Source organism: Convivina intestini, assembly GCF_003096575.1.
GTDB classification, from domain to species: Bacteria; Bacillota; Bacilli; order Lactobacillales; family Lactobacillaceae; genus Convivina; species Convivina intestini.
Window position 1 is genome coordinate 15,305 of record NZ_QEKT01000003.1, and the last position, 26,312, is coordinate 41,616.

At 39.6% G+C, this 26,312-nt stretch carries 27 protein-coding genes and 1 tRNA gene; 23 read left to right on the plus strand and 5 right to left on the minus strand.

Going from position 1 to position 26,312, the window contains the following annotated elements; translation table 11 throughout:
- The first annotated feature begins 168 nt into the window (after positions 1 to 168).
- The 10 genes from C7384_RS03485 (at position 169) to C7384_RS03530 (ending at position 9,892) form a co-directional block, all read left to right on the plus strand.
- Positions 169 to 1,572 carry an Nramp family divalent metal transporter gene (locus C7384_RS03485; RefSeq protein WP_089938605.1) on the plus strand — a complete coding sequence of 468 codons (1,404 nt, stop codon included), beginning with the start codon at positions 169 to 171 and terminating at the stop codon, positions 1,570 to 1,572.
- 9 nt (positions 1,573 to 1,581) lie between these two features.
- The gene (locus C7384_RS03490) at positions 1,582 to 2,043 is read left to right on the plus strand and encodes a universal stress protein (RefSeq protein WP_089938603.1); all 462 of its coding nucleotides are present in this window, start codon (positions 1,582 to 1,584) and stop codon (positions 2,041 to 2,043) included.
- Positions 2,044 to 2,188: 145 nt separating this feature from the next.
- Positions 2,189 to 2,272 (plus strand) — tRNA-Leu (locus tag C7384_RS03495).
- A 262-nt stretch (positions 2,273 to 2,534) separates the two neighbouring features.
- Entirely contained in the window at positions 2,535 to 3,716 is a 1,182-nt protein-coding gene (locus tag C7384_RS03500; protein ID WP_089938601.1) for a hypothetical protein, read from the plus strand.
- Between the two features lie 38 nt (positions 3,717 to 3,754).
- On the plus strand, positions 3,755 to 4,915 hold the full coding sequence (locus tag C7384_RS03505; RefSeq protein WP_089938599.1) for a metal-dependent hydrolase family protein: 1,161 nt from the start codon (positions 3,755 to 3,757) through the stop codon (positions 4,913 to 4,915).
- A 217-nt stretch (positions 4,916 to 5,132) separates the two neighbouring features.
- Positions 5,133 to 6,059 carry a hypothetical protein gene (locus C7384_RS03510; RefSeq protein WP_089938596.1) on the plus strand — a complete coding sequence of 309 codons (927 nt, stop codon included), beginning with the start codon at positions 5,133 to 5,135 and terminating at the stop codon, positions 6,057 to 6,059.
- Positions 6,060 to 6,065: 6 nt separating this feature from the next.
- Positions 6,066 to 7,616 (plus strand): zinc ribbon domain-containing protein, encoded by a 1,551-nt coding sequence (locus tag C7384_RS03515; protein ID WP_089938593.1) that lies wholly within the window; start codon positions 6,066 to 6,068, stop codon positions 7,614 to 7,616.
- A 125-nt stretch (positions 7,617 to 7,741) separates the two neighbouring features.
- Complete coding sequence (locus C7384_RS03520; RefSeq protein WP_089938591.1) at positions 7,742 to 8,734, plus strand: hypothetical protein; 993 nt, start codon at positions 7,742 to 7,744, stop codon at positions 8,732 to 8,734.
- 133 nt (positions 8,735 to 8,867) lie between these two features.
- On the plus strand, positions 8,868 to 9,539 hold the full coding sequence (locus tag C7384_RS03525; RefSeq protein WP_089938588.1) for a DUF6287 domain-containing protein: 672 nt from the start codon (positions 8,868 to 8,870) through the stop codon (positions 9,537 to 9,539).
- Positions 9,518 to 9,892: a hypothetical protein gene (locus C7384_RS03530; protein WP_089938586.1), complete on the plus strand. Its 375-nt coding sequence runs from the start codon at positions 9,518 to 9,520 to the stop codon at positions 9,890 to 9,892. The genes C7384_RS03525 and C7384_RS03530 overlap by 22 nt, the downstream gene beginning before the upstream one ends.
- A gap of 49 nt (positions 9,893 to 9,941) precedes the next feature.
- Here the strand turns inward: C7384_RS03530 and C7384_RS03535 are convergent, their stop codons facing one another.
- The 4 genes from C7384_RS03535 to C7384_RS03550 all read right to left on the minus strand — a co-directional run bounded on the left by C7384_RS03535 (position 9,942) and on the right by C7384_RS03550 (position 13,330).
- A complete protein-coding gene (locus tag C7384_RS03535; RefSeq protein WP_089938584.1) occupies positions 9,942 to 10,568 on the minus strand; it encodes a LemA family protein in 627 nt (208 codons plus the stop codon).
- Positions 10,569 to 10,598: 30 nt separating this feature from the next.
- Positions 10,599 to 11,480, minus strand: coding sequence for a TPM domain-containing protein (locus C7384_RS03540; RefSeq protein WP_089938582.1), 882 nt, complete (start codon positions 11,478 to 11,480; stop codon positions 10,599 to 10,601).
- A gap of 33 nt (positions 11,481 to 11,513) precedes the next feature.
- Positions 11,514 to 12,287 carry an alpha/beta hydrolase gene (locus C7384_RS03545; protein ID WP_089938632.1) on the minus strand — a complete coding sequence of 258 codons (774 nt, stop codon included), beginning with the start codon at positions 12,285 to 12,287 and terminating at the stop codon, positions 11,514 to 11,516.
- Positions 12,288 to 12,364: 77 nt separating this feature from the next.
- The gene (locus C7384_RS03550) at positions 12,365 to 13,330 is read right to left on the minus strand and encodes a PTS sugar transporter subunit IIC (protein ID WP_207771555.1); all 966 of its coding nucleotides are present in this window, start codon (positions 13,328 to 13,330) and stop codon (positions 12,365 to 12,367) included.
- A gap of 385 nt (positions 13,331 to 13,715) precedes the next feature.
- On the opposite strand from C7384_RS03550, the gene C7384_RS03555 reads away from it, so the two are divergent.
- From C7384_RS03555 to C7384_RS03605, 11 genes are all read left to right on the plus strand, one after another.
- The gene (locus C7384_RS03555; RefSeq protein WP_089938579.1) at positions 13,716 to 13,856 is read left to right on the plus strand and encodes a teichoic acid D-Ala incorporation-associated protein DltX; all 141 of its coding nucleotides are present in this window, start codon (positions 13,716 to 13,718) and stop codon (positions 13,854 to 13,856) included.
- A 15-nt stretch (positions 13,857 to 13,871) separates the two neighbouring features.
- Entirely contained in the window at positions 13,872 to 15,401 is a 1,530-nt protein-coding gene (gene dltA, locus C7384_RS03560) for a D-alanine--poly(phosphoribitol) ligase subunit DltA (RefSeq protein WP_089938577.1), read from the plus strand.
- Positions 15,394 to 16,596: a D-alanyl-lipoteichoic acid biosynthesis protein DltB gene (gene dltB, locus C7384_RS03565; protein WP_089938575.1), complete on the plus strand. Its 1,203-nt coding sequence runs from the start codon at positions 15,394 to 15,396 to the stop codon at positions 16,594 to 16,596. Before dltA ends, dltB begins: the two co-directional genes overlap by 8 nt.
- A 16-nt stretch (positions 16,597 to 16,612) precedes the next feature.
- Entirely contained in the window at positions 16,613 to 16,849 is a 237-nt protein-coding gene (dltC, locus tag C7384_RS03570; protein WP_089938573.1) for a D-alanine--poly(phosphoribitol) ligase subunit DltC, read from the plus strand.
- 4 nt (positions 16,850 to 16,853) lie between these two features.
- The gene (gene dltD / locus C7384_RS03575) at positions 16,854 to 18,140 is read left to right on the plus strand and encodes a D-alanyl-lipoteichoic acid biosynthesis protein DltD (protein ID WP_089938571.1); all 1,287 of its coding nucleotides are present in this window, start codon (positions 16,854 to 16,856) and stop codon (positions 18,138 to 18,140) included.
- A 62-nt stretch (positions 18,141 to 18,202) separates the two neighbouring features.
- Positions 18,203 to 18,613: a holo-ACP synthase gene (acpS, locus tag C7384_RS03580; RefSeq protein ID WP_089938569.1), complete on the plus strand. Its 411-nt coding sequence runs from the start codon at positions 18,203 to 18,205 to the stop codon at positions 18,611 to 18,613.
- The gene (gene alr, locus C7384_RS03585; protein WP_089938567.1) at positions 18,610 to 19,737 is read left to right on the plus strand and encodes an alanine racemase; all 1,128 of its coding nucleotides are present in this window, start codon (positions 18,610 to 18,612) and stop codon (positions 19,735 to 19,737) included. Before acpS ends, alr begins: the two co-directional genes overlap by 4 nt.
- Positions 19,738 to 19,773: 36 nt before the next feature.
- The gene (locus C7384_RS03590; RefSeq protein WP_089938565.1) at positions 19,774 to 20,139 is read left to right on the plus strand and encodes a type II toxin-antitoxin system PemK/MazF family toxin; all 366 of its coding nucleotides are present in this window, start codon (positions 19,774 to 19,776) and stop codon (positions 20,137 to 20,139) included.
- Positions 20,140 to 20,207: 68 nt separating this feature from the next.
- Positions 20,208 to 20,924, plus strand: a complete 717-nt coding sequence (locus C7384_RS03595) for a response regulator transcription factor (protein WP_089938563.1) — start codon at positions 20,208 to 20,210, stop codon at positions 20,922 to 20,924.
- Positions 20,890 to 22,218, plus strand: coding sequence for a sensor histidine kinase (locus C7384_RS03600; protein ID WP_089938561.1), 1,329 nt, complete (start codon positions 20,890 to 20,892; stop codon positions 22,216 to 22,218). The genes C7384_RS03595 and C7384_RS03600 overlap by 35 nt, the downstream gene beginning before the upstream one ends.
- 16 nt (positions 22,219 to 22,234) lie before the next feature.
- Positions 22,235 to 23,095 (plus strand): S1C family serine protease, encoded by an 861-nt coding sequence (locus C7384_RS03605; RefSeq protein WP_089938560.1) that lies wholly within the window; start codon positions 22,235 to 22,237, stop codon positions 23,093 to 23,095.
- A 38-nt stretch (positions 23,096 to 23,133) separates the two neighbouring features.
- On the opposite strand, the gene C7384_RS03610 is transcribed toward C7384_RS03605, so the two are convergent.
- Complete coding sequence (locus tag C7384_RS03610; RefSeq protein ID WP_089938558.1) at positions 23,134 to 23,463, minus strand: thioredoxin family protein; 330 nt, start codon at positions 23,461 to 23,463, stop codon at positions 23,134 to 23,136.
- Positions 23,464 to 23,549: 86 nt separating this feature from the next.
- Between C7384_RS03610 and C7384_RS03615 the strand changes: the two genes are divergently transcribed.
- Complete coding sequence (locus tag C7384_RS03615; RefSeq protein WP_089938557.1) at positions 23,550 to 24,371, plus strand: methylenetetrahydrofolate reductase; 822 nt, start codon at positions 23,550 to 23,552, stop codon at positions 24,369 to 24,371.
- Between the two features lie 94 nt (positions 24,372 to 24,465).
- Positions 24,466 to 26,310: an APC family permease gene (locus C7384_RS03620; RefSeq protein ID WP_089938554.1), complete on the plus strand. Its 1,845-nt coding sequence runs from the start codon at positions 24,466 to 24,468 to the stop codon at positions 26,308 to 26,310.
- The last annotated feature ends 2 nt before the right edge of the window (positions 26,311 to 26,312 follow it).

Consider the following 26,312-nt stretch of genomic DNA (forward strand, 5'->3'; position numbering starts at 1 on the left):
CTTTCAACAGCCAAGTTGAATGAAATTCTTTATGAAAATTATTTAGCACCGGAATTGTATCTTTTTGTTGCGGCTTTTTTCTTACTAGAAAGGTTTGCGATGATTAATGCAGTACCGTGTGTTTTTCTGTCTGTCTTGGTCCTGAGGAGAATTCCAAAGGAGAAGAATATGGATAATTCTACACAGGGAAGTCCCCGCAAGAAACATAGCCTGATTGAGCACACAGGCGAAAAAAGTTTGGAAGAGGTTAACGGTACCATTGAGATTCCTAAAAATGGTTCCTTTTGGCGCCGTCTGCTAGCCTTTTCAGGTCCAGGAGCCTTGGTTGCTGTTGGTTATATGGATCCCGGTAACTGGGTGACATCTGTGGCCGGTGGTGCCGGTTACCGTTACTTGCTTTTGTCAATTGTTTTGATTTCATCTTTGATTGCCATGCTGTTGCAGTACATGGCTGGAAAGCTTGGAATTGTTAAGCAAGAAGATTTGGCTCAAGCAACCGCTAGCCGTACTAATCGATTGGGTCGTTATACCCTTTGGGTCTTTACCGAATTAGCCTTGATGGCCACTGATATCGCCGAAGTTATCGGTGGTGCCATTGCCCTGCACTTGTTGTTTGGCTGGCCAATGATTGTGACTGTTTTGTTAACTGCCTTTGATGTTGTGTTGCTATTGCTTTTGATGAAGTTTGGTTTCCGCAAGATCGAAGCCATTGTGGCAACTTTGATTTTGACAATCTTGGTTGTTTACGTTTACTTGGTTGCCCTATCACATCCTGATTGGTTTGGTGTTTTGGCTGGATACATGCCACAACCTCATGTTCTTTCAACTCATCAAGTTTCAGGTTTGGATTCTCCATTAACTTTGACTGCTGGTATTATTGGTGCGACTGTTATGCCTCACAACCTTTACTTGCATTCATCTATTTCACAAACACGTAAGGTTAACCATGAGGATCACGAAGAAGTTCGCGATGCTGTGCGTTTGATGACTTGGGATTCTAATATTCAGTTAACTTTAGCCTTTGTAATTAACTCATTGCTTTTGATTTTGGGTGCCGCTTTGTTCTATGGACACGGTGCTGATTTGGGATCTTTCGGTGCGATGTACCGTGCTTTGCAAGATAATAGTATTGCTGGGGCGATTGCCTCACCATTCCTTTCAACTTTGTTTGCGGTTGCCTTGTTGGCTTCTGGTCAAAACTCAACCATTACAGGTACTTTGACTGGTGAAATCGTCATGGAAGGATTCTTGCACTTACGTATTCCAATGTGGCTACGGCGTGTGGTAACTCGTGGTTTGGCCTTGTTGCCAGTTGTTGCTGCTACTATTTACTACGGTGGTGATGAAGCTCAATTGGATTCACTGTTGACTAATTCTCAGGTCTTTCTTTCAATTGTCTTGCCATTCTCAATGGCCCCATTAATCTACTTCACTTCATCAAAGAAGGTGATGGGTGAATTTGCTAACCCTAAGTGGATTACTTGGCTGGGTTGGATTAGTTTTGTTACTTTAACCATCATTAACATTTGGATTGTTTATAATTCAATTACTGGTATGTTTGGTCTGAAATAAGGAGGAGTTATGGATACATTGAATATGGATATCGAGCCAAAGCGCTTTAAGCGGATTTTGGTTGGTGTTGATGAATCCGAACAAGGTTATTTTGCCTTGACGAATGCTATTCACCAAGCCAGTGAGGATGATTCTCACTTAATTATTGCCACTATTTTAGAAATGGGTGATTTGTCAACCATTGATGCTATGCATTTGGATGCTATTAAGGCTAAGCGCGAACAACTAGAAAGTAACTTAGAAAAGTACCGTAAGTACGCCGAAGCGCGTGGTGTTACTAATGTCGAAGTTTTCTTTGATGATGGTGCTAAGGCTGGAGAAACTTTGGTCGAAGATATTGCCCCCGAAGTAAAGGCTGATTTAATTGTTGTTGGGGCTCACTCTCATCGTGGTTTCTGGCGATCAATTGGTTCTCAAGCTGCTTATATTGCTCGTAACGCTTCTATTTCAACTTTAATTGTTCGTCAATAATTGTTTATTATAAAAAACATCCCGCCGATTATAATCGGCGGGATGTTTTTGCAATTTAAATAAATTGTATAAAAAGAGAATTTTCTTCAAAAATAGATTGACCTAAACTGGAATATTTAGTAAACTAATGTAGTTGTGATTTGTTGCCGCTGTGGCGGAATTGGCAGACGCGCTGGACTCAAAATCCAGTGGTGGTAACACCGTGTGGGTTCGACTCCCACCGGCGGCATAAACGATGAAAAAGTGATATTTAGTAAAATGGATTAGCATTTTACTGAATATCACTTTTTTCATTATATTTTATGTTTGTATTCAATGATTGTCATGTCTCGGAAAGAAAGTTATGTGCTGTTTGGTAAATTAAATTTTAAGGGTACTATCAAGGAATCAAACCTTTAAAAATTATAAATAAATTATAAAAATTGCTTATTATTAAAAAATAAATTAGAATAAACTTATTAAATCCCGATTATAAGGGAGGAATCAACTATATGGGAAATTTAATATGTTTATTCTATGTCATGTTCGCTATCTTTTTGGGTGAATGGGTATCTAGGGCAACTAAGTCATGGATACCCTCTATGTTGGTGACCGCATTGATGTTTTTGATTGGATATTGGACATTTTTTCCGAAAAATCTGATTGAACAAGCATCCTACAGTAAATCTTTTATTACTATTTGCATTGGTTTGCTATTAGTCCATCTAGGAACATTGATGAGTGTTAAAAAATTGCTTAAACAATGGAAAGCAGTATGTATTGCCGTCTTAGGAATGATGGGGAGTCTAATATTTACTCTAACCATTGGTTTATATTTTTTTGGACATGCGACAGTGTTTGCCACTGTGCCCACCTTAACTGGAGGTTTAGTCGGAGCTGCATTGATGACACAAGGATTACAGGCGGCCGGAATTACGGCAATTGTTTCTTATCCAGTTGTGATGTTTATCATTCATCATATTGTGAGTTTCCCGCTGATTTCAGTTATGTTAAAAAAAGAAGGCCGGCGATTACAAAGTGTTTATGCGGCAGATCCAAAGTCAACTCAACAATCAATCAGTTCTGAAAAATTGTGTGATAAAAAGCAGCATAGACGTTTGGCTATGCTGGACGGGCAATATGATACGCCAGCATTTTTGATTTTCAAAGTAACCGTCATCGCCATTGTTAGTTTTTGGATTGGACATGTTTTACATAATGCAATTAATGTAAATATATTATGTTTATTGTTTGGGGTTGTTGCCCATACAATTGGATTTTTACCTGACAATGTCTTACACAAAGCTGGTGCCTTTAACTGGTTGATGTATGGCTTAATAGCTTATATTTTAGCGGGTTTAAACTCTACTACGCCCCAAACACTGATTCGGATATTCTTACCAATTATCACTTTAATTGTTTTGGGATTAATGGGTATGTTCCTAGTTTCTATACTTTTAGCCAAACCAATGGGCATGCATAAGGAAATGGCATTTGCTTGTGCCTTAACGGCTTTATGTGGCTTTCCAGCCGACTATATTTTAACTGATGATGTTGTTAAAAATTTAACCGCTGATATCAACGAACAAGAATTTCTTTTGGATAATATGCTACCTAAAATGTTAGTGGGTGGTTTTGCAACGGTATCGATAGCATCAGTGTTTGTTGTTTCAATTTTTTTAAAGTTAATTTAGGTAATGTAATCGGTATTGGATAATTAAGGAGATAAAAAATGGTTAAAATAAAATTTGAAAATGCTCGGGTATTTACTGGTAAAAATACTTCTTTTACCCAGCAAACATTTTGTATGGATACGGATACGGGATATTTTATTGATGGTGAATTGTTTGATAAAACGATTGATTTAACTGGTAAATTTGTGATGCCTGGGATGATTAATGCTCATACTCACATTATTTTGGATGCCATGTTTGAATTTAATAATCATTTTACTGCTGTTCATGATACAGTAATCGCTATTCAAAATTTGAAACGACTTTTAGCCCATGGCGTTACTTATATTCGCGATGTGGGTTCAACTTTTGATATTGATTTGATTCTTTCTAAATTAGAACAAGAAAATGAACTATTCATTCCAGGTATTATTGGTTCGGGTGGAGCCATTATGATGACTGGTGGGCATGGGAGACGACTAGGGATTGAAACGGACGGACCAGATGATATTCGTAAACAATCACGAATAAATATTAAAAAGGGCGCTCGCAATATTAAATTGATGGCTACTGGTGGCGTTAGTAATTCCGGAGAAACGCCCCATGATGTCCAATTAGGCGTCGAGGAAATGAGAGTAGCCGTGGAAGAAGCTCATCATAAAGGGTATACAGCAGCAGCCCATGCACAAGGCAATCAGGGCATTAAAAATGCTATTAAAGCTGGTGTGGATTCGATTGAACACGGTATTTTTATGGATAAGGAAAGTATTCAAATGATGCTCAAGTTCGGTACCTATTTAGTGCCCACCATGATTGCTCCGTGGGCCATTAATAGTCATGCCAAGCAATTACCAAACTTTATGGTGGATAAATCATTAGCTATTACAAAACCATTACAGCAAAGTTTGAAGGAATCTTATGATGCAGGTGTAAAAATTGCTATGGGAACTGATGCGGGAACACCATTTAATGATTTTGAAAATGGGTCGGCATTTGAATTACAGTTAATGGTTGAAGCTGGTATGTCAGCAATTGATGTATTGAAAGCAGCAACAATGAATGGCGCTATGTTGTTGCATGTAGATGAACAGGTGGGGAGTATTGAACCGGACAAATTAGCCGATTTTATTATATTAAATGAAGATCCGCTAGCAGATATTAAAGCAGTACAGGGAGAAAAAACGGTATACAAAAAGGCACAGCTAGTAAAGTATTCGTAATTTAAAGGCAATATCATTCAATCAGTAGTTGAATATTTTGACTGGTAAAGATTCCACTACTGATTTAACGATTGTGTATGAATGCTCTTATGATTGTGGAAAATATAAAAATTAATGCTCTTGGGCATATATAAAGATCTTTAGACTAATCATGCCATTTTTGGTATGATTTTTATGTTTGTTTAATATAACTATGCAGGAGATGAAGGAGAGGGAAATGACAACTAAAACTGAATGGGAAGAGTACTTTGAACTACTAAATGATCGTAAACCAACCGCTGAAGAATATGCTGAGGCACAAAAAGCTGGGGCCTTTACGACAGAGGATACTGTTAAAACAGCCATTGAAGCAGAATCCAAGACCGTTGAAAAAGACTTTTCAGAGACAAAAGAACAGGTCAATGAAGCTTACAATAAGGTTAAGAAGCACACTGGGAGCTACTTCAAGTGGTTCAAGGAACGGGCCCTTAACCCAACAAAGTTCATCGAAGCGCAAACGGCTGAAAATACAACTTATCTCTGGGTAAGTTATGTCATGACAGTATTATTAACGGCTGGGATTTTTTGGAATATTGTACGGCGCGTGATTGATGCCGTGCTTGCTGTTTATAAAGGTTATACCGGTAGTACTGGAACAGTTCCTGATATCGGTGGTCGAATTTTACCGCCAGTTTTCTTCTTTGCCTTTGTGGCCATGGCGATTATCTTCATGGTTGGGTTGCCTAGTTTATTGCTAATTACGCGGGGGCACTACCAACCAAAAGAAACCTTGACGAAATATCTGGGTTGGTTCCCAACGGCCATGATTTTTGCCCTATTAGGTTTTCTATATTCTTTTGTGGCACCACTACCATCGACTAGTCAAATGAGTGATATTTCATCATTGACTTCTTTTTTTACCGTGGCTTATAGTCCACTATTGTTGTTGCCAGGGTTGGCAATTACTATTATGAGTTTGGGTAGTTACTTCTTGGTTCAAAAAACGCATTTACAAGATACGAAAGTGGATTTAATTTGGTGGCAATTGGCCCAAATTATTGGGACGAGCGTAGTTTTGTGGTTTGCAATCAGTTTTGTGATTGTGCCAATGTTTAATTCTTTTGTTACGAATGGCATTAGCAGCCTATCTTCAACAAGTTGGTAAACTCTGATGGATAAGAAACAATGGTTAGATAATTTTATTAAAGAAAACGGCCGTCAGCCTAGTCCTGAAGAATTTATTCAGGCTAAAAATAATGGTTTTAAATCGGAAAAACCTCAAAAAAATTCTACAGATAACCAACAGCTCAAGGAATGGGTTGCGACTTTTACTAAAGAAAACGGTCGTCAACCAAGTATCGATGAGGTACAAGGGCATAAAAATGGTCTGGATCAACCTAGAGCTAAAGCTGTTGCAATACCATCAACTAAGCCAGCTAAAACAGTTAAAAAGGTTACCAGAACACAGCCTAAGTCTAAAAAACAACTGGTTATCTGGACTACTGGCATTGTCCTAGCGCTAGCCTTACTGGGCGGGATCGGCTTTGGCTATCACTATTATTCTTATGATGCTAGTTATCAGCGGGCGCTGAAGCTTCTAGCTAGTCATAATCCAGCTGAGTATCAAAAGATGGCTAGCTGGTCTGATAGTAATAAAAAGCTCACCAAGGATGAATTAAAGCCCTTAGCTGACTATGTAGCTGATAAGCAGTTAAATCAAAGTGAATTGAAAAGTTTACTTAAGAATGATTCTGCTGGTGTTTCTTTTGCCCAAGATGGTAGTAACTGGCTGCTGTTCCCCCGTTATGTGATTAAACTACAACCAGTTAATTTACGAGTGACGACCAATCAATCAAACTTAAAAGTAACGGTGAATGGCCAAACTTTGACTAGTGACACTGATTCTTCTTACGAAAAACTTATTCGCCATCAGGCACCGGGACTGTATAGCTTTACGGCCCAGGGGAGTCTAAACGGTCGGACAGTGAAAACCAGTGTCAATAATTATTTTGGTGGCCGTACCACGGAAAGTGTTGATCTAGACATTGAAACGTTAAGTTTTACTGTTCGAAGTAACCTAAACGATGCCAAGGTTTACGTCGGCGATACAGCTGTAGGTACTATCGTAGATGGGAAAGCTAATCTGACTGATATTCCAGTTAGTTCTGGGGCTGAAGTTTATGTGAAGAAGACTAGTAATGGGAATAAGGTTGAATCTAGCCACAAGAAGCTATCTTCCATTAGTAATGGTGACGAGATTACCTTGAATGCCAAGGGCATGTTAACGAATGATGATGCCCAAAAGACGCTGGCTACCATGGCTGATGTGCTAACTTATTACGCCCATAAGGAGAAAAATAGCTCGGATGTTTCTTCTGCCTTCTTGGATGGTACTAGTAACCATGCCTATCGTGATTTCTGCGAAATGATTGACCATAACCTGCATTCAGCTAAGCGCAACGCTGACGATATCGATTTTGGGGATGTTAAGGTTAAAAATGTTGATAGTACTGGTAAGAATAAGGCTGATGTAACTTTTGAAATTCAAGAGGATTTCAATTATTCTTCTAAAACTGACTCCGATAAGCAAAGTTCGGGTCGTTTGCGTCAACGTTATTTGTTAATTGCCCATATGGCTTATGATTCAGATTCCAAGAAATGGTTGGTTGAGAGTATTGATTCTAACCAAAAGAAGTTGTCTGAATCAGATGATGTTCGTTAAATTTGATAAGTAGTAAAAGAAAACGATTCTACCTGGAGAGGCGGAATCGTTTTTATGTGGTTATTTGATCCATGAATATACTTGTAATTATGATAATATTATTATATTCGGAGGAGAATATATTTATGAATGCGAAAAAAGAAATGAAACATTCCATAGTGGTTGGACTGGCTATGTCAGCCTTAATTTCGGGGGGTGTTGCAGTAAGCGATGAAGTTGGTTTAACTAATTTTAGTACAGTATCTGCTAGTGCTGATGAAAGCAATGACACCCAAGTTGTACGTTATGGGATTACTAATCGTCCTTTGTATCTTGACACAGGTTCATTACATGCTGAATTTCCGGCGGGTACACAAGTAGCTCGGACGAGAGATAGTGTTTGGAGTTACTATTATCTTACTGATCGTTATACTGGCAACGCTAAAGAACCGGTGTATGATAACCGCAGTCAGTATGGGCTAGTTCAGCCAGAATATGTGGAACCCCAAGGTTCTAAGGAAGTTTCTATTCATCAACCTTCATTGACTAATGAGTTGGCAAATAAAGGTGGAGAGAATCCAACACAAACATTGACTGAAACACCTAAGGCAGGTGTTTCTTATATTAGTGATGTTAAGCAAAAGACGCCAACTAATGGTGGTAATGACGTTCCTCAGGACAATACTAATACTCCTAGTGCTGATGCCCCAGCTAATAACACGCCTAATGACGATGTGCCGGCTAATAATACGCCTAAAGCTAACATCCCTAGTAACGTTGTCCCAGACAATGGCGGGCATACAACACCTAAGGCTAATGATAATCACGTTAATGTACCAACTAACAGCGGTAATAATGTTCCAAAGGCCAATACTAATAATAGCAGTGTGCCGGTGAATACAAAAAATATTCAAGCTGAGACTAATCCGGTTGTAACTACTAAAATTGCTACTAATGTACCAGCCCAGGTAGAATCTGTTACCGGTAATACTTCAAAAACAAGTATTGCTACATCGGGTCAGAAAAGCTCTAATTTACCTGTAACTGGTAAACAAGACAAGGAAAATATTAACTTAGAGGCTCTCGTTGGTCTTACCATTGCTACTGTTTCAGTATTCTTTGTTTATAAAAAGAACTGATTAGTATTTTTAAATTCAATATCACATATATTCAACGTTATTTGAAGATATTAATGTTTAAAAACACCTTAAATACAATAAAAGCATAGATAAGTAGTCTATGCTTTTATTTTTGAGAGGAAGGGATTTAGTTTTGAATAAAAAAATTGTATATGGTGTCCTAGTAATACTTGTATTAGCAGCAGGTGCTGGGGTGTACGCATTAAATAGCCATCACAGTACCAACAAAGAAACTACCAAGGTTAAAAAACAAACCAGTAGTACAGCTGATAAAAGTAGTGCGTCAGCAAATGATGCCATGGATTTAAAGGCCATTCAGGCGGGGGATTATACCAGTGTCGCTGGAACTTGGAAAAATTCAGCCGGCAACACTTTGGTATTTGACAAAAAAGGCTTATCTTCAGCCACTATGAATGGCACTAGCACCACTAGTATGAAAATTTATACTGACAGTGGTAGCTTGAAGGCCGGGGATAATGATTTCCCAATTAATTCGAAAATTGAAGCTGGCGTCCTCCAAGCTAAGCTTGGTACTAATCCACTACCAACGGGGGATGCTCCTTCAGCCTTGGTACCTTTTAATTTCATCCCAAAGGGGGTGGACTTTGCCGGTTCCACCGATAATGATCAAGACCGAATTTTTTCTGGTCAACAAATGGGTGAAAATAATATCTACATTCGCCAAAAGACAGCCACTAAGGCAGAAGGTAAAAGTAATACTGACGATCTGTCACAACATGACAAGGAAGCCTTAGCTTTGCTCGCTCTACCCCCGATGGCTTTATGTCAGATTTTGGTAATTTAACCACTGACATGATTTTTGCGGGTAAATCTGATGTTGGTAGTAATGCACTTGACGAACATGGTCAAAAGATGACGACGGTTAACTTTAATGGTATTAATATCGAACATCGTGATAATAAGAATTTGGTTCGCTTGAAGACGGTTCCTGAAAAGATAGATAATCTGACTTATACTGAAGGATACTTCATCATCGACGGAGATACGATTACCTATAAGAATCAAGGACGGCGTCTGCAGGGAAAAGAACAAGATGAACACGCTCAGCAACTAGGAACCCAAAGTTTGCAGAGTTTATATGAGCAGTATAAAAACAATAATAAGTTTAAAGAGATGAAAAATTTAGTTACTGATTAATACAAAAGGGCATTACCCGTGTCATGACACGGATAACGCCCTTTTATTTTTACTTGCTAAAATCAACCACCGGATTACTCTGGGCTGCTGAATCTGCTTGGAAATACTTTAACTTTTGATGATTGGTCATCCCGGCTACTATCGAACTGGGGAAAGATACAACCTTATCGTTGTAAGCACGAACAGCCTTATTGTACTTAAGTCGTTGATAGGTTACCCGGTTATCGGCACCCTCAATTTGAGACATTAGCGTGCTAACTTGGTCACCGGACTTTAAGTTGGGGTAGTTTTCATTGATGGCTGATACCATGACGTTTAACGCCCGTTCTTGACCTTCCATAGCGGTGGTCTTTTGGTCCTGACTGTTAGCGTTTTGGTAGTTGCTTTTTGCCTGGTTGTACTGGGTACGAGCTTCGGCAATTTTGCCATAGACGGCACTTTCCTGAGCTTGACTTCCCTTAATAGCATTTACTAAATTAGGAATCAAATCGGCTCGATTTTGGAGGGCCGTTTGCACAGAACCGGTAGCCTCATCGACGTCTTGCTGAGAACGATTCAGCCCGTTAGAAGAACCAATAAATGATCCTAGTAAAATTACCAGAACTAGGCCAATAACGGTACTGATAATCACCGACTTCTTCTTATAGAAGGGTTGAGAGTTGTTAATTACGTTCATAAAATTCACCTTTCAAAATGAGCATTAAATTTAAAAATCAGAACCACCGCCACCAAAGTCGCCACCACCACCGGAATCGGTGAAATTGTCGCCTCCACCAAAACCATTGGAGTCGCTGTCTGACCAAGAGTCATGTCGATTACCACTATCAGAATTTAGTAGGGAACCTAGCAGTAACCACTGCCACCATGATGACTGACCGCTAACGGAAGAATGACCATTACTAGCGTAATTTTTGTTACGCCGCATTAGCTTGTTAATGAGAAAAATAGATAGTAACGGAAAAAGGATGACCAGCAGTAAAATCCATCCCAAACTCAGTCCCTTAGTAGCTTTACTGCTTGCCTTAGCTTGACCATCGGTGGGAATATTTTGGCAAACTTCATCAAATAACTTCATCAAGCCCTGATTAATCTGAGTATTATCACTAGACTTAAGCTGGCTACGATTTTCATTTAACAATTGACTTATTTTACCATCTGGTAGACTCGATTCAACCCCTGTACCAGTGGCTACTCGAACATTGTTTTGGCCGTTATTTTTGGCAAAAACGATTAAAACACCGTTGTCTTGGCCCTTTTTACCAGCCTGCCAAACTTGTCTTAAGGTTAGTTCATTGGTAAAACTTTTCATGTCCATACCATCAGTATTATTCACTGTGATGACCACCACTTGGGGTTGTGATTTGGTCGCTTGAAAACGCTTGGCCTGGTCAATGATATGTTGCTGGCTGCTATCACTTAAAATGTTGGCATAATCGTTGACAACATATGACTGGCTCGGCTTTAGGGCATCTGGGTTTTCTGCCCGGGCGATGGGATTGGCTATGAAGGTAATCAATCCCAGTAGCACACTTAGGCTGATGATTAGTGCCAGTCGGATGTTGAAAATATTAATTTTAATAGATGACATTTTACCTCCTATCTGCTAATGACTGATTACTATCTAGCGGCGCCGTGAATGGTTGTCATTACTTTTATTATTTAAAATATATTCCTGAATTAATTGCACAACTTCCGGATTTTCAGGTAGATTGGAATGTTCGGCATTATCACCGGAAACGGTAATTTGAGTATACTTCTTAACCTGTTTTTGGAAAATATATTTTCCAGAAAGGACGCTTTGAACTGGCACGATTCCATCGTCGCTATAGTCTTCACTGCCGGCAACTGAGTAAACGGTTAAGTCGGTCGGTAAATTATCACTATTATCCATTAAATCTGTTAGCATGGCAGTTTGTTTAGTGGTTGAAGATTCAGAGAAATTATAGGGTGTACCCAAAGTCATCAAAGTTTTAATGTGAAAATCGTTAATATTGTAGTAATTTTCTAGGTATTCAGTCCAATCAAGGCCGCCATTAGAATGCCCAATCGCTGAGAAGTCACGGAAATGATAGGTCTGTTGCAAAGCATTCATCGCTGAAGCCAGCCATTTGGCTTGACGTTTGATATTGTCATAACTATCGGAGTTATCCTCAAAGCCAATTACAATAAAAGGCTGCCGGTTATTGGTTGCTAATTTACCATTATATGTAAAAGAGCCATCTTTATTTACTTGGAGTTTCAAAACTGGTGTCGCTGGGGTGCCTTTACTTTGTTTGTTAATTGAAGTAAACAAGTCGTCAAACCGATTAATGGTTGCACTTGAACCAGGAATGAAGATGACCGGTGAAATTTTGGCTGTTTGGATGGCATGGTCGTTGTGGTGTTGTTTGGTCATCCAAATTGAGCTAAAAATACCAATGACAATTAGTAATATAGTGCTAAGGAATAGAATAAATTTACTGGTTCGCACGGTCAGTTAACCTCCTTAGTCACGTATTTTAGAAATGGTTGATATATCAATAAAGTGACTGCAAAGACTAGTAAAACTGCTAGTAAACTAGGCCAATGATTTTGACTGGCTAAAAAGCCTAATAAAAGTCGCGGCGAATTCATTGGCACGTTGAAAATTGCGGGTTTTAGGATATTTAATTTAATGGCAGTAAAACCGATCAGGCTTCCTATTGTTGAGGATAAAATCATTGGTAGGAGCATGATTGGTCGCAGCATGATTGGTAAGCCAAATAATAGGAGTTGATTATTATTAAATATACTTGGAATAATTGAAAACCAGCCTAATTTTTGATATTTTTTCCGCTGATTAAATAGTAGCCAGATACTTATAGCCAAGGTGCTACCAGCGCCACCCAAGTATGAGAAAGTTGCAAAAACACTATATAGGTTTTCGGGGTAGGGCACTGTCGCATTGACCGATTGATAGATGGCATTTAAATTCGTTGAAATCGGAATTAAGTCCGTCATATTGTTGTACATTTCAGTTGGAATACTAATTCCTAGCCAAGGTAGAATCGGTATTAATACTGCAACTAACATAATGCCCAGGAAATGTACGAAAAAACTAGATGAGAAAAAGTCTAGATAAGATCCTTGTAGCGCTTGCAATGGCAAGGCCATGTTAACACCGATTGTCAGCAAAATGATTAAAGTTGCCCAACCTAAGTGAATATACCCATAGGGAGCAATTTTTTTATGGAAGAAATGATCTAACCAATAGTAACTTTCACTGATTAAAATAATGGTAATAAAAAAGATAATGAAATGAATAATCGGGCGTGATTGCCATTGGAAATTTAAGATGATTAGCAAGAAAGATATGCTGAAGTTAATAATCAGAGGAAAGGTCGGATCAGTGACGCCTTTAATGGTTAAATAATTCTTAGTAATCGCAATCGTTAAAATTAAAATAACGCAGTAGTCCAAACTATTGGAGATGGCTGTAATAATTTGAGGGTCCACCAAATGAGGGGGCTTATAATTAAAAATGGTGGGGAAAAGGCTACCGGGATTTAAAAATAAGCGATCAAATAGCCGAAAATAAACTGCTAAGGATATCACCGGTAGGCTTTCTCGAAAACTTTGATATAAGCTTTGGATGATTTTAGTATGTATAAATCGTTGGTCGAAATTTAAAAAGGCGTAAGTAATTCTATTCAGTATTTTGATTTTGGTTCACCTCAAAGTCTCAGTTACTGTCGTTAACATGTTTCAAAGCATATGATACAATATGTGGGATAATCTAATTCAGATATTATTAAGCACGTTGGTGATTATACACTATCTATACCATGTGCGGGGAGATTACCTCATGTTCAAACATTTTTTGCAGCGACCCGTTACAACTTTTGTCCTGCGCACGATTTTTTATTTTTTGATTATTTTGGCCTTAATTTATCTTTATAGTTATTCCGGTGTAACCGGCGGTCATTTTATTTATAACGAATTTTAATGGGGAACTTCATTCATGATTGAAAACATCATTAACCAAATCGATAATTTCGCTCAGGAAGCGGGATCAACCATTGCTTATGATGAAATGGGTATCCAGCATACTTATGCCGATTTAAAAGCCACCTCAGATAGCTTAGCGGCCTTTTTAGACCAACAAAATCTACCAGAAAAAGCACCAATCATGGTGTACGGTGGGCAGCAATTTGAAATGATAGCAGCCTTCCTAGCTGCGGTTAAGAGTGGACATGCTTATATTCCAGTTGATGTCAATTCAGCTGATGAGCGCTTACTTGATATTGTCGAAATCGGCAAGCCAGCCGCCGTCATTGCTGTTGATGACTTGCCCATTAGTTTAACAGGATTACCAGTCTATGATGCTGCTCAATTACAAACGGTTTTTGAGCAAAAACTGGCATATGAACTTACTCATCCGGTAAGTGGGGATGATAATTACTATATTATCTTTACTTCTGGTACAACTGGAAAACCAAAGGGTGTTCAAATTTCACATACTAACTTACTAAGTTTTGTGAACTGGATGCTGAGTGATGACTTTAACTTGCAGTCTGCACAAAATTTCTTGTCTCAACCGCCTTATTCCTTTGACCTATCCGTGATGGATTGGGCACCGGCACTGGCTTCTGGTGGTACTTTAAAAGCCTTACCCAAGCAAGTGGCGGATAATTTTAAAGAGCTTTTTGCCGCTTTACCAAAGTTGAACTTGGATGTGTGGGTTTCGACACCATCTTTTGCTGATGTAGCCTTGTTGGATCCCGAATTTAAGGGTGACAATCATCCAAATTTGAAAACTTTCTTGTTTTGTGGAGAGGTATTAACGAGTACCACTGCTAAAAAATTACTGGAGCGTTTTCCACAAGCCGCAATTTATAATACCTACGGGCCAACCGAAGCAACTGTAGCGGTGTCAGGTATTAAAATTACAGCCGAAACAATTGCTGAATTTGATAAGATGCCGATTGGACAGGTTAAGGATGATACAACCGTACTTATCCAAGATGAAGACGGTCAGATACTTGATCATGATCAAGCGGGTGAAATTATCATTGCTGGGCCTTCTGTTTCTAAGGGTTACTTAAATAACCCAGTTAAGACCGAGGCCGCCTTTAGTCAGTATCAAGGTTTGCAAGCTTATCACACTGGGGATCTAGCCACAATGGATGCTCAGGGTATTTTGCACTATAAGGGTCGGACGGATTTCCAAATTAAGTTACATGGTTTCCGGATTGAATTAGAAGAAGTTGCCCAGCAACTACAACAAAGTCAGTGGGTTGAACAGGCCGTAGCGGTACCTCGCTACGATGCAGATGGTAAAGTTAAACAACTTTTGGCTGTAGTAGTCGCTAAACCCAATGATTTTGCTAAGCCAATCGAATTAACCAACGCTATTAAGGATGATTTAGCTAACATCATGATGCCATATATGATGCCAGGTCGTTTTATGTATCGTGAGGCAATGCCATTGACTCCTAACGGTAAAATTGATCTTAAGGGTCTAATTGCTGAGGTGAATGGCAATGCTTAATTTACAGCCTTATGCGGATCCTACCTATTTTATTTACCTATTACTGGCCTTGGTTCCATTGGCAATCGGTTTGTACTATGGGAAACGTTTTGTCTGGTATGAAGTAGTTGTCTCCCTATTATTTATTTTCTTGATTTTTGATTCAGGCCGCTACATCCAGCAAGGAATTGCCTTAATTATCTACATGCTTTGGGAAACCGCCCTGGTTGCCTGGTATACCAGTTACCGCAAGCGCGCCAATAATAGTTGGGTCTTTTATATCACAACTGTTCTATCGATTCTGCCAATCCTAGCAGTTCGAATTGGCGATACAGGCCTGTTTAAAGCCCAATTGACCTTACTAGGTTTTCTAGGAATTTCCTATTTAACTTTTCGAACTGTTGGCACTATTATTGAAACGCGTGATGGCTCAATCAAGGATTTTAGCTTACCCTTGTTTTTGCGTTTTGTGCTCTTTATGCCCACCTTATCTTCGGGTCCGATTGATCGTTACCGTCACTTTAATCAAGATGCTACGGTGGCCCCAAGTCGAGATAAATATATTGATTTTCTAGGTAAAGCCGTCCGGTATTTCTTTTTAGGTTTCTTATATAAGTTTATTTTGGCCTATGGTTTTGAACAATTGTATAGTTACACCCAAAATATGGCCATGGCTGATGTTAATCAGGGTTGGTCTTGGTGGCTAATCGGTGTCGGTTATTCGTATGGTTTCTATTTATTCTTTGACTTTGCTGGTTATTCACTCTTTGCCGTAGCAACAGGGTATGTGATGGGCTTTGATGTACCAATGAACTTCAAACAACCTTTCCGTTCTAAGAACTTGAAGGATTTCTGGAATCGTTGGCACATTACTTTATCATTTTGGTTCCGTGACTTCGTATTTATGCGTTTAGTCTTTACCATGATGAAAAATAAGGTCTTTAAAAGTCGGATTACCACTTCTAATGTAGCTTATATCGTTAACATGTTGATCATGGGATTCTGGCACGGTTTGACCTGGTATTATATTGTGTATGGTCTTTTCCATGGCGTTGGTCTGGTGGTTAACGATGCCTGGCTACGTTATAAGAAAAAGCATAAGGTACCACACAATAAATTTACCGAGTATTTTGCCATTTTCTTGACCTTAAACGTGGTAATGTTTAGTTTGTTAATATTCTGTGGTTTCCTAGATAAATTCTGGTTCCACCATTAATTAAAGGAGAAATACAATGGACGTACAAGCAGAAGTAATTGAAGTATTGAATGGCATTATTGGTGAAGATATTTCAGATCAAATGGACGAAAATTTGTTTGATTCAGGGTTGTTGGATTCAATGGCCACGGTTGAATTGCTATTGGATTTAGAAAATAAGTTCAGCATCCAAGCCCCAGTTTCCGAATTTAATCGAGACGAGTGGGATACACCTAATAAAATTATTGCTAAGGTAAAAAGCCTGATCGGATAAAATCATGACGAACAAAAAGAAATTATGGCAGATTTTCGGACCGGTGCTTGCGGCATTTGCCTTAATTGGTTTGTTATTTTTATTGCCGTTTCCGTTGAGCCATCTCAGTCAACAAGCGATTCGTGAATCTTCTGTTTCCTTTGCAAGTAATATCATTAAGGGGGAAGCAGTCAAGAAGGCTGCTTTCAATAATAAACAAACGAACTATGTACCATTTTTTGGTTCTAGTGAATTAACTCGTTTTGATTCTATGCACCCTTCGGTTTTGGCGGCCAAGTATCATCGCGATTACCAACCTTTTATGATGGGTCAAGCTGGTACCGAGTCAATGATTCACTACATGAGCATGCAAGAGATGCGGCCGGCGCTAAATCATAAAAAAGCGGTATTTATTGTGTCACCGCAATGGTTCACGAAAAAAGGTGTTAATGTCTTCTTCTCGAATTTTTATTCACCACTACAGTTAGTTGATTGGTTGTTAAATATTCAAAAGATTACACCGACTGACCAGTTTATGGCTAAGTCTTTGTTGAATCAATCAGTGGTTAGTCAGAGTAATTTATACGCTGGTTTGGTGACAAAAATTGAAAATGGACAGGCGCTATCCACTGCTGAAATTGGTCGGTTGCGTTTAGAACACCGGATTTTGTCACGCGAAGACCAACTCTTCTCGAACTATGTTGGAAGTAATGACTGGCAAAATAAGGTTGTGAAAAATATGCAGTCTTTGCCAGATGATTATAATAGTGCTGACTTAGATTCAGTTGTTACTAAGCAGGCTGAGAAGTCTTCTAATTCAAACCATTTCTTGATTAAGAATTCGTTTTATAAGCAACGAATTGTCCCTCAAGAAAAGCGCCTCAAGGGATCTCAAGTTAAGTTTAACTATCGAGAATCAGTTGAATATAGCTATATGCAGGCTGTCTTGGATCAATTTGCTCAGGAACATACGGATGTACTCTTTGTGATTGCACCGGTTAACCAACGCTGGTCAGATTATACTGGCTTAAGTCGTGAGATGTACTATCAAAGTGTTGATAAAATCAAGTATCAATTGCAATCACAAGGTTTCAATAATATTGCTGATTTGTCTCATCGTGGTGGTGAGAAGTACTTTATGCAAGATACCATTCATATTGGTTGGCGTGGTTGGCTTGAAGCTGATCAGTACATCAATCCGTTCTTATCGAGTGATTATCAAGATGTTAATTACCAGATTAATGATCGTTTCTTATCAACAGATTGGCAAAAGTTTGATTCTTCCAAGCAAAATGTAGAATCTTTTTCATAGTAAAATTAACTAACTCAACACATTAATGTGTTAGGTTAGTTTTTTTTTGATAAAATTAAGCCATGATAGTAGGAATTGGTAATGATTTAGAATCGATTACACGGGTTGCACAGGTACTAGAACGTCAGCCGGCTTTTTTGGATATGATTTTAACCAAGGAAGAAGTGCAGGCTGCCCAACAACGACATGGTAAGCACTATGCTGAATTTGTTGCTGGTCGTTTTTCAGCTAAAGAGGCGTTTTCCAAAGCTACTGGTTATGGGATTGGTCAAGAAGTCCACTGGCATGATATTGTTATTTTAAATGCTGATAATGGCCGGCCAATTATTACTGTTAAGAAATTTCCTTACACAGTTCGGGTCGCCATAACCCACAGTGGTGATTTTGTAAATACGACTGTGATAATTGAAAAATTATCTTGGTTGGAAAAATTAAAACTCAGTTTAACTGGGGGACGTGGAGTCTTACAATGAAACAAGAGGAACGTTTAAAATTACGACCAACCTGGTTGGAAGTTGATTTATCGGCCATTCAGGCTAATGCCCAGGCCATTATGCAGACTACTGGTGCTAAGCGCTTGATAGCTGTGGTGAAAGCTAATGCTTACGGTCATGGGGCTGTGCGCGTTGGCCAGGCTCTATATGACATTGGTGTTAAAGATTTTGCCGTAGCAACAGTAGGGGAAGGCATTGAGTTGCGCCAGGGCTTAGTAGCAACCGATATTAAGATTAGTTTATTAGGCGTACAGCCTGCCGAGCATGCTGATATAATGGCTCAATATCATCTACAACCAGCTGTGGGTGATTTAGATTGGTTGAAGGTTGCTAAATCGCATCTTAATTCGGGACAAGTGCTGGGCGTTCAATTGGCTGTTGATACAGGCATGGGACGCATGGGCGCTGAAAGTTTATCGGAATTACAAGAACTATATAGTTATATTGAAGCGGATGCGTCCCTTTATTTGGCGGGGGTTTTTACCCACTTTGCAACGGCTGATGATCTTAATCAAAACTACTATGATAGTCAGCTTCAAAAGTTCATGAGTTGGGTTCAAACGGCTGGTATTCCAGAGGAATATTGGCATTTGGCTAATTCTGGGTCAGCACTTTTTCATGCGCAGCAAATTCCAACCCATACTATTCGCGTTGGTTCAGTTCTGTACGGTTATAATCCTGGAGCACCACTATTAACTAGTCCAATTGCGCTTAAGCCGGCGGCTAGTCTCTATAGTGAAATTGGAGCAGTGCATCAATTACAGGCTGGTCAATCAGTTAGTTACGGTGCAACTTATCAGGCTGAGCACCCCCAGTGGGTTGCAACTTTACCGATTGGTTATGCCGATGGTTATAATCGCCGTTTAGGGGGCATGAATGTTTTAGTAAATGGTCAAGTTGAACAAGTTATTGGCCGGGTGACTATGGATCAAATTATTATCACTTTGCATCAAAATGAACCAGTGGGAACACCTGTGGTACTTTTAGGTAAAAGTGGCCAAAATCAAATTACCATTGAAGCGTTAGCAGATTATGCGGAAACGATTCCACACGAACTCTTAACCGAGTTTAGTGCTCGGGTTCCACGTTGCTATCGCTCATGATGCCTTGTTTTTGGCACGTACATATTAGGTAAAATAATGACAATAGATAATGAAAACATCCGACGTGGTGATATTTTTTACGCGGATTTAAAACAAGGAGTTGGTTCGGAACAATCAGGAATCCGACCGGTCTTAGTAGTACAAAATGATGTGGGCAATCGTAATTCGCCGACAACGATTGTGGTGGCAATCACCTCCAAAATCAGTAAGCCGAAATTACCAACCCATGTTCTTTTACCAGACCACATGGGGGGAATGAAACGCGATTCAATTATTCTCACCGAACAAATTCGAACGATTGATCGGCGACGATTAAGAGACCGAATTGCTCATTTAGAGGCAGCCTGCGCTGAAATGCAACAGGTGGCTCAAGCGTTAAAAATTAGTATTAGCCTGCGTTAGGCTGGTTATTTAATTTACTGTTAATCTGGAACTAATATAGTGAGTTAAAACGTTACGAGGAGATTGAGATGGTTAAGGCAATTAAAATACTACTAATTGAAGATGATGTAAACTTATCCGATAACATTGTTGGTTTTTTACAAGACTTCGCTGATGTAACGGTCGTTGCGGATGGTTTAGATGGCGAATTTGAAGCCCAAGAAGCCCCCTATGACCTAATTGTTTCAGATTTGATGCTGCCTGGTGAAAGTGGCTTGGAATTAATTAAAAACATTCGAGATAATCATATTGAAACGCCAGTATTGATTTTAACCGCTAAGACTTCCTTGGATGATAAGATCGAAGGATTTAATGTCGGGGCGGATGATTACCTCACCAAGCCCTTTCATCGGGAAGAATTATTGGTGCGGGTTAAGGCTCTCTTACGACGTTCAGGGGTTTACTCAGAAGATAACACCATTGCGGTGGGCGATGTCTTGATCAACTTAGAAAATCGAGGCGTTCAAGTGCATGGTAAGCCGGTTAAATTAGTCGGTAAAGAATTTGATATTCTAACTTATCTTAGTCAAAATAAAAATATTATTGTTACTCGTGATCAAATTTTTGACCGAATTTGGGGAATTGATTCTGATACCACGATTAATGTAGTGAATATCTATTTGAACAATTTGCGTCGAAAGTTAGAAGCAGTAGGACAAAGTGGATTAATTAAAACGCTGCGTAATATTGGCTTTATATTAGAGGTACCTGATGCCCAAGATAATCAATCGAAAGAAACAAATTGAAGGTTTTACCTTTTTGGCCCTAAGCTTTATGGCAATTTTTGCTATTTTGGCCGGTGTGATTTTTTGGAATTACTCTAATTCAATTTATTCTAATAGCGATAAAGTTTTAGAGCAGTATGTTAATTATTATCGTCAGACGAATTTGTTATCACAACCAACGCTATCCAATAACAAAAAAGACCAGCACGGCAGTCCGGTAGGCTCTTTTGATGATTTTCGTGGTAAATTGCTTTACTATGATAAAAATCAAAAACAGATTATTAGTGAGAATGTCGACACCCTGGCTCAATCGGCCTCAGCGCCAACCTTTAAGATGAATGTGGCCTTTGATTCGTTGGACTTAGACTTACCGCCTCAAACGGTTAAGACTAGCAAGGGTTATATCCGGGCTCAGGCCATTAAATTTAAAGACAATACTTTGATGGTACCCAGTGGTAGTGATAATCAAATGACCTATGCTAAGTATGCCTATGTCTTTGTGGATGCAACAGACACAGTTATTAATTTACGCCACTTCCAAGACTTGATTATTTGGTCCTTTGCTTTTGCCTTTGGACTAGCCGTAATGTTTGCTTTTGTTATTAGTCGTCATAATATGAAGCCAATTTTAAAGGCTTGGCAGCAGCAACAAGACTTTGTTAATAACGCTGCTCATGAATTGCGGACGCCGATGTCAGTTATTCAGGGTAAGTTAGAAACGATGTTGACTAAGCCGGATTCAACGGTACGTGACCAATCTGAGGCCATTATTTTGTCCTTATCAGAAGTTCGTCGTTTAAATTCGTTAACTAATAACATGTTGACTTTGGCTAAAACTGGGTCAAATATGACTAAGATTGAAAAAGAACCCACTGATGTGGCCTCCTTTTTAAATAAGATTATGACGCCTTACCGTGAAATGGGTGATTTAGAAGGCAAGTTGGTCGAATTAGACGTTAATGTTGATCGTTCTGTCGCGCTTGATCGGAAGCGAATTCATCAATTGCTAGTGCTATTGTTAGATAATGCGTTGAAGTATTCTGACACTGGGGCCACCGTAAAAGTGTCGGCTGTGATTGAAAAAAAGCGGTTAGTCTTGACTGTTGCTGATACTGGTCGAGGTATTAGTAATGAAGCTAAAAAGCATATATTTGATCGTTTCTACCGCGAAGATAAAACGGGGAATCGTGAAACTGGCGGAACGGGTCTGGGGTTATCGATTGCTGAGTGGATTGTTCAGGCACATAATGGTCGGATTATTGTCAGTGATAATCAGCCGCAAGGAACTATTTTTAAGGTGAGCTTACCGCTTTAATCACTAGGAGATGTTCATGAAAAATAAAGAATTGCTGGGAATAGCTATTTTAGCCGCTGGAATTGGTGCGGGTGTCGTTTATAGTGGTTTGCAGCCCAACTCTTGGTATCAAATGAGTTTAAGTCAGTCAGCCCATCATGATTCAGCTGGGACAACTACCGTGGCAAAAACGGCTTATGTGAGTAATGATCCGGCTACGCAGGCCTATGATAAGGTCAAAGCCAGTGTGGTCACGGTTCAAAATTTACAAAAGAAAGCTTCTCTTTCACAGGGAATTGAAGCTTTCTTAAATCAAAATAAATCCCAGAATAACGACAACCTTGAAACCGCTTCGGAAGGGTCGGGGGTTGTTTACAAGATTAGTGATGGCTATGCTTATATTATTACTAACAATCATGTGGTTGATGGCTCAGCGGCGATTCAGCTCATTAATGCCGATGGTCAAAAGATCCAAGCTGAAGTGGTTGGAACGGATGCCGGCAAAGATTTAGCGATTGTAAAAGCCAAGACCGATATTTTAAAGACAGCCGCTACTTTTGGTGCTGTTGATAAATTAAAAGCGGGACAGTCCGTTTTGGCGATTGGTTCTCCTTTAGGCTCGGCTTACGCTTCCACAATGACTAGTGGCATTATTTCCGCTCCTAGACGGGAACTATCCAGTAAGGATACCGGTGGGACGGCTTTGACAACGATTCAAACTGATGCAGCTATCAACCCTGGGAACTCTGGGGGAGCATTAGTTAATTTGGATGGTCAAGTAATTGGTATTAATTCGGCTAAAATTTCAGCTTCATCGGATGGTACCAGTGTGGAAGGGATTGGTTTTGCCATTCCGGCTGATATCGTTCAAAACTTTATCAATCAAAATGAAAAATAAAAAGGAAACCGTCAGGTAAGTCGGTTTCCTTTTTGGTTTTATGATAGAGTAGTTCGGTACCACTCAATGATTTGGTTAGGCGTTAATCTTTCACCATGCCCAATTTGATCAACTTTTTGACCGTCTTTAAAGAGAACAAAGGCGGGAATCCCTCGGAGGCCGTATTTTTTAGCGACTTCAAGATTATCATCGCGGTCGGCATCAAACCAATTGGCAGTTTGACTTACTTCGTCCTTGATGCCTTGAACAAAAGGCTTAATGATTTTACAATCACCACACCAATCGGCAGATAAGAACATCAGATTGCGACCGGGCTTATCAATATTGGCCTGGACGACACTATCAGAATTATGACTTGGTTCGTACATAAAAGCCTCCTTAATTATTGGTCTGATTATATCATAATTTAAAATTGGTTTAGTTGTCATGTTGAAATGAATGAAAGCAGGTTAGTATGTCCAATCACTTAAAAAACAATCTTTATCAAAACCAGTTGATTTTTTCTATGGAAGTTACCGTGGCTGATTTGAAACGACAGGATACCGTAAAAAAAATAAATCAACTAACTAACCTTCAATATTTGAGTTTGGTTAATCATACAAAAAATGATCAAGAATGGCAGGAATTACTGACGGCCGGACAGGCCTTACAAATGAGAACCCAGCGTCCCTTACTATTACATTTGCCAGCTGGTACTATCGCTGAGTCTCAGATACAACAAAAATTAATTGCATTACAAGAAAATCAGTTAGACCATCTCCTAATCATGCGGGGAGATCGAGTCGCTCCAGCCGCTAACTATCATAGTGCCACCAGCCTCTTAAAAGATATTAATAAATCGGCATTTAATTTTGATTTAGGGGCCACGGTTGATCCTAATAAAATTGCCACGCTTGGCTTACCAGCTTTATTGAGTGAAATTGATACTAAGATTGCGGCTGGTGCTGAATTTTTAATTACTCAGATTTTCTTTGATCTGGGTTTATTCAAGCAGCTGCAAGAAGCACTTCAGCAACGTTATCCTCAAATACCCTTAATTGCTGGTGTTTTTCCAGTTATGACGGTTAAGCAAGGCCAGTGGATTGAGAATAATTTGGGCCAAGGTTTGCCAGTAACTTTGACTAGGCGCTTAATGACGTTGCCAGCTGATCCGCAGTTAAAACAGTATTGGTGTGGCTGGTTGAAAGAGCTGCTACTTACTGGTCCGGCCGGCGTTCATTTTTTTGCAGGAATAGATATTGACTTTATCAAAGAATTAATGGATATCGCTTATTAAATCTAACTGATTAGTCTGGCTTTGATTCTTTTTTTCTAGGTAAAAAAAGCGTAAAATGTGTGGGTATTAGAACAAAGTTATAGGGAGAATTCACATGCTTCGTAATATTAAGCGCCTTTTAATTGGAAAGCCGCTCAAGACCTTGGAGGAGGGCGGTCAGTCGCTGTCTAAGTCGAAAGCCTTGGCTTTGCTTTCTTCTGATGCCCTGTCGTCAGTGGCGTATGGAACTGAATCAATCACCGCTGTTTTGTTATCAGCTGGGGCGGTAGCTTTATGGCTCCAGATTCCAATTGCCTTGATTATTTTGGTCCTTTTGGGTGCCATTGTTTTAAGTTATCGACAAATTATTCACGCCTATCCTTCGGGTGGGGGCGCTTATGCCGTTGCCAGTGAAAATTGGGGTTCCAAGGCTGGTTTGGTAGCTGGTGGTTCTCTATTAGTTGATTACATGCTAACGGTTGCCGTTTCGGCATCGGCGGCTGCCGATGCCATTACCGCGGCTATTCCCCAATTATTACCATTTTCAGTGGCTCTTTCGATTTTAATTATTTTATTACTAACGGCTATGAATTTACGTGGTTTACGGGAAAGTGCTAATTTCTTAATGATACCCGTCTACTTCTTTATTGTAGTCATCGCTGTTATGGTTGCTTGGGGTGTCTTCCAGGCCTTGACAGGTCAGTTACCTTATCATGCAGCCGCCCGAATTGGTACTGATTTTAGCGGTTTGACCATTATTTTCTTCTTACGAGCTTTCTCTAGTGGTTCTTCCTCATTAACTGGGGTGGAAGCCATTTCCAATGCCGTGCCAAATTTCACGGAACCCAAAGAAAAAAATGCTGCTAGTACCTTGGGCTTGATGGCCATCATTTTGGCAGCCTTCTTTGGTGGTATTACCTTCTTGAGCTATTGGTTTGGCGTTCGGCCGGCTAGTGGATCAACAGTTTTGTCTCAAATTGCTGCTATCACCTTTGGTGGGCACAACCTTGGTTTTTACACGGTGCAATTAGCAACGGCCCTAATTTTAGCTGTGGCCGCTAATACCGGTTTTTCGGCCTTTCCGATGTTGGCTTTGAATCTGGCACGCGACAAATATTTACCACACTTGTACATGGACCGTGGAGATCGTCTTGGCTATTCTAATGGTATTTTGTCATTGGCTTTTGGGGCAATCTTAGTAACTTTAATTTTCCATGGATCTACTGATGATTTGATTCCACTGTATGCAGTGGGTGTCTTCGTGCCGTTTACCCTGTCACAATCCGGTATGATTATTCACTGGATGCGCTTGCGTCCTAAGTTTTGGTTTGGTAAGGCTACGATTAATTTTATTGGGGCCTTCATGTCGGCTGCTTTGGTAATTGTTTTGTTCGTCACTCGGATGAATCATGTTTGGCCTTATTTAATCATCATGCCCCTTATCTTGAGTATGTTCTTAAAGATTCGCAATCACTATGATAGTATTGGCCATCAGTTACGACTACAGTATGTTAATAATACTGATGAACTACGTCATAAGTATGATGGTGCAACGGTAATTGTTTTGGTTTCTAATATGACTCGGGTGACTTCTGAAGCCATTGATTATGCGCAATCGATTGGTGATCGGGTGGTCGCTATGCACGTAAGTTTTGATGTTAATCCGGCTAAGGAAGAAAAGACGGCTAAACAGTTTAAGGATGATTTCCCAGACGTTCGTTATGTTGACGTTCATAGTTCTTATCGGTCAATCATTCGGCCGGTGGTAGGCTTTGTTGATAAAGTTTCGAAGCGGGCGAAAACTGTTAATCATTCGGTGACGGTCGTGGTGCCACAATTTGTACCGAAAAAGCCTTGGCAAAATATTTTGCATAACCAAAGCTCATTGCGGTTGCGGACTGCACTTTCCACAATGGATGGCATTTCCATTGCAACTTATTATTATCATTTATCAGAATAAAT

Excerpts from the sequence above, each read along its gene's own strand:
- C7384_RS03490 (WP_089938603.1), top strand. The coding sequence starts at position 1,582 with ATGGATACATTGAATATGGATATCGAGCCAAAGCGCTTTAAGCGGATT.
- C7384_RS03610 (WP_089938558.1), bottom strand. The coding sequence starts at position 23,463 with ATGTACGAACCAAGTCATAATTCTGATAGTGTCGTCCAGGCCAATATT.
- dltB (WP_089938575.1), top strand. The coding sequence starts at position 15,394 with ATGCTTAATTTACAGCCTTATGCGGATCCTACCTATTTTATTTACCTA.
- alr (WP_089938567.1), top strand. The coding sequence starts at position 18,610 with ATGAAACAAGAGGAACGTTTAAAATTACGACCAACCTGGTTGGAAGTT.
- dltA (WP_089938577.1), top strand. The coding sequence starts at position 13,872 with ATGATTGAAAACATCATTAACCAAATCGATAATTTCGCTCAGGAAGCG.
- C7384_RS03515 (WP_089938593.1), top strand. The coding sequence starts at position 6,066 with ATGGATAAGAAACAATGGTTAGATAATTTTATTAAAGAAAACGGCCGT.
- C7384_RS03535 (WP_089938584.1), bottom strand. The coding sequence starts at position 10,568 with ATGAACGTAATTAACAACTCTCAACCCTTCTATAAGAAGAAGTCGGTG.
- C7384_RS03510 (WP_089938596.1), top strand. The coding sequence starts at position 5,133 with ATGACAACTAAAACTGAATGGGAAGAGTACTTTGAACTACTAAATGAT.
- C7384_RS03540 (WP_089938582.1), bottom strand. The coding sequence starts at position 11,480 with ATGTCATCTATTAAAATTAATATTTTCAACATCCGACTGGCACTAATC.
- C7384_RS03555 (WP_089938579.1), top strand. The coding sequence starts at position 13,716 with ATGTTCAAACATTTTTTGCAGCGACCCGTTACAACTTTTGTCCTGCGC.
- C7384_RS03615 (WP_089938557.1), top strand. The coding sequence starts at position 23,550 with ATGTCCAATCACTTAAAAAACAATCTTTATCAAAACCAGTTGATTTTT.
- C7384_RS03485 (WP_089938605.1), top strand. The coding sequence starts at position 169 with ATGGATAATTCTACACAGGGAAGTCCCCGCAAGAAACATAGCCTGATT.
- dltD (WP_089938571.1), top strand. The coding sequence starts at position 16,854 with ATGACGAACAAAAAGAAATTATGGCAGATTTTCGGACCGGTGCTTGCG.
- C7384_RS03545 (WP_089938632.1), bottom strand. The coding sequence starts at position 12,287 with ATGACCAAACAACACCACAACGACCATGCCATCCAAACAGCCAAAATT.
- C7384_RS03530 (WP_089938586.1), top strand. The coding sequence starts at position 9,518 with ATGTCAGATTTTGGTAATTTAACCACTGACATGATTTTTGCGGGTAAA.
- C7384_RS03595 (WP_089938563.1), top strand. The coding sequence starts at position 20,208 with ATGGTTAAGGCAATTAAAATACTACTAATTGAAGATGATGTAAACTTA.
- C7384_RS03500 (WP_089938601.1), top strand. The coding sequence starts at position 2,535 with ATGGGAAATTTAATATGTTTATTCTATGTCATGTTCGCTATCTTTTTG.
- C7384_RS03620 (WP_089938554.1), top strand. The coding sequence starts at position 24,466 with ATGCTTCGTAATATTAAGCGCCTTTTAATTGGAAAGCCGCTCAAGACC.
- C7384_RS03600 (WP_089938561.1), top strand. The coding sequence starts at position 20,890 with ATGCCCAAGATAATCAATCGAAAGAAACAAATTGAAGGTTTTACCTTT.
- C7384_RS03520 (WP_089938591.1), top strand. The coding sequence starts at position 7,742 with ATGAATGCGAAAAAAGAAATGAAACATTCCATAGTGGTTGGACTGGCT.
- C7384_RS03605 (WP_089938560.1), top strand. The coding sequence starts at position 22,235 with ATGAAAAATAAAGAATTGCTGGGAATAGCTATTTTAGCCGCTGGAATT.
- dltC (WP_089938573.1), top strand. The coding sequence starts at position 16,613 with ATGGACGTACAAGCAGAAGTAATTGAAGTATTGAATGGCATTATTGGT.
- C7384_RS03590 (WP_089938565.1), top strand. The coding sequence starts at position 19,774 with ATGACAATAGATAATGAAAACATCCGACGTGGTGATATTTTTTACGCG.
- acpS (WP_089938569.1), top strand. The coding sequence starts at position 18,203 with ATGATAGTAGGAATTGGTAATGATTTAGAATCGATTACACGGGTTGCA.
- C7384_RS03505 (WP_089938599.1), top strand. The coding sequence starts at position 3,755 with ATGGTTAAAATAAAATTTGAAAATGCTCGGGTATTTACTGGTAAAAAT.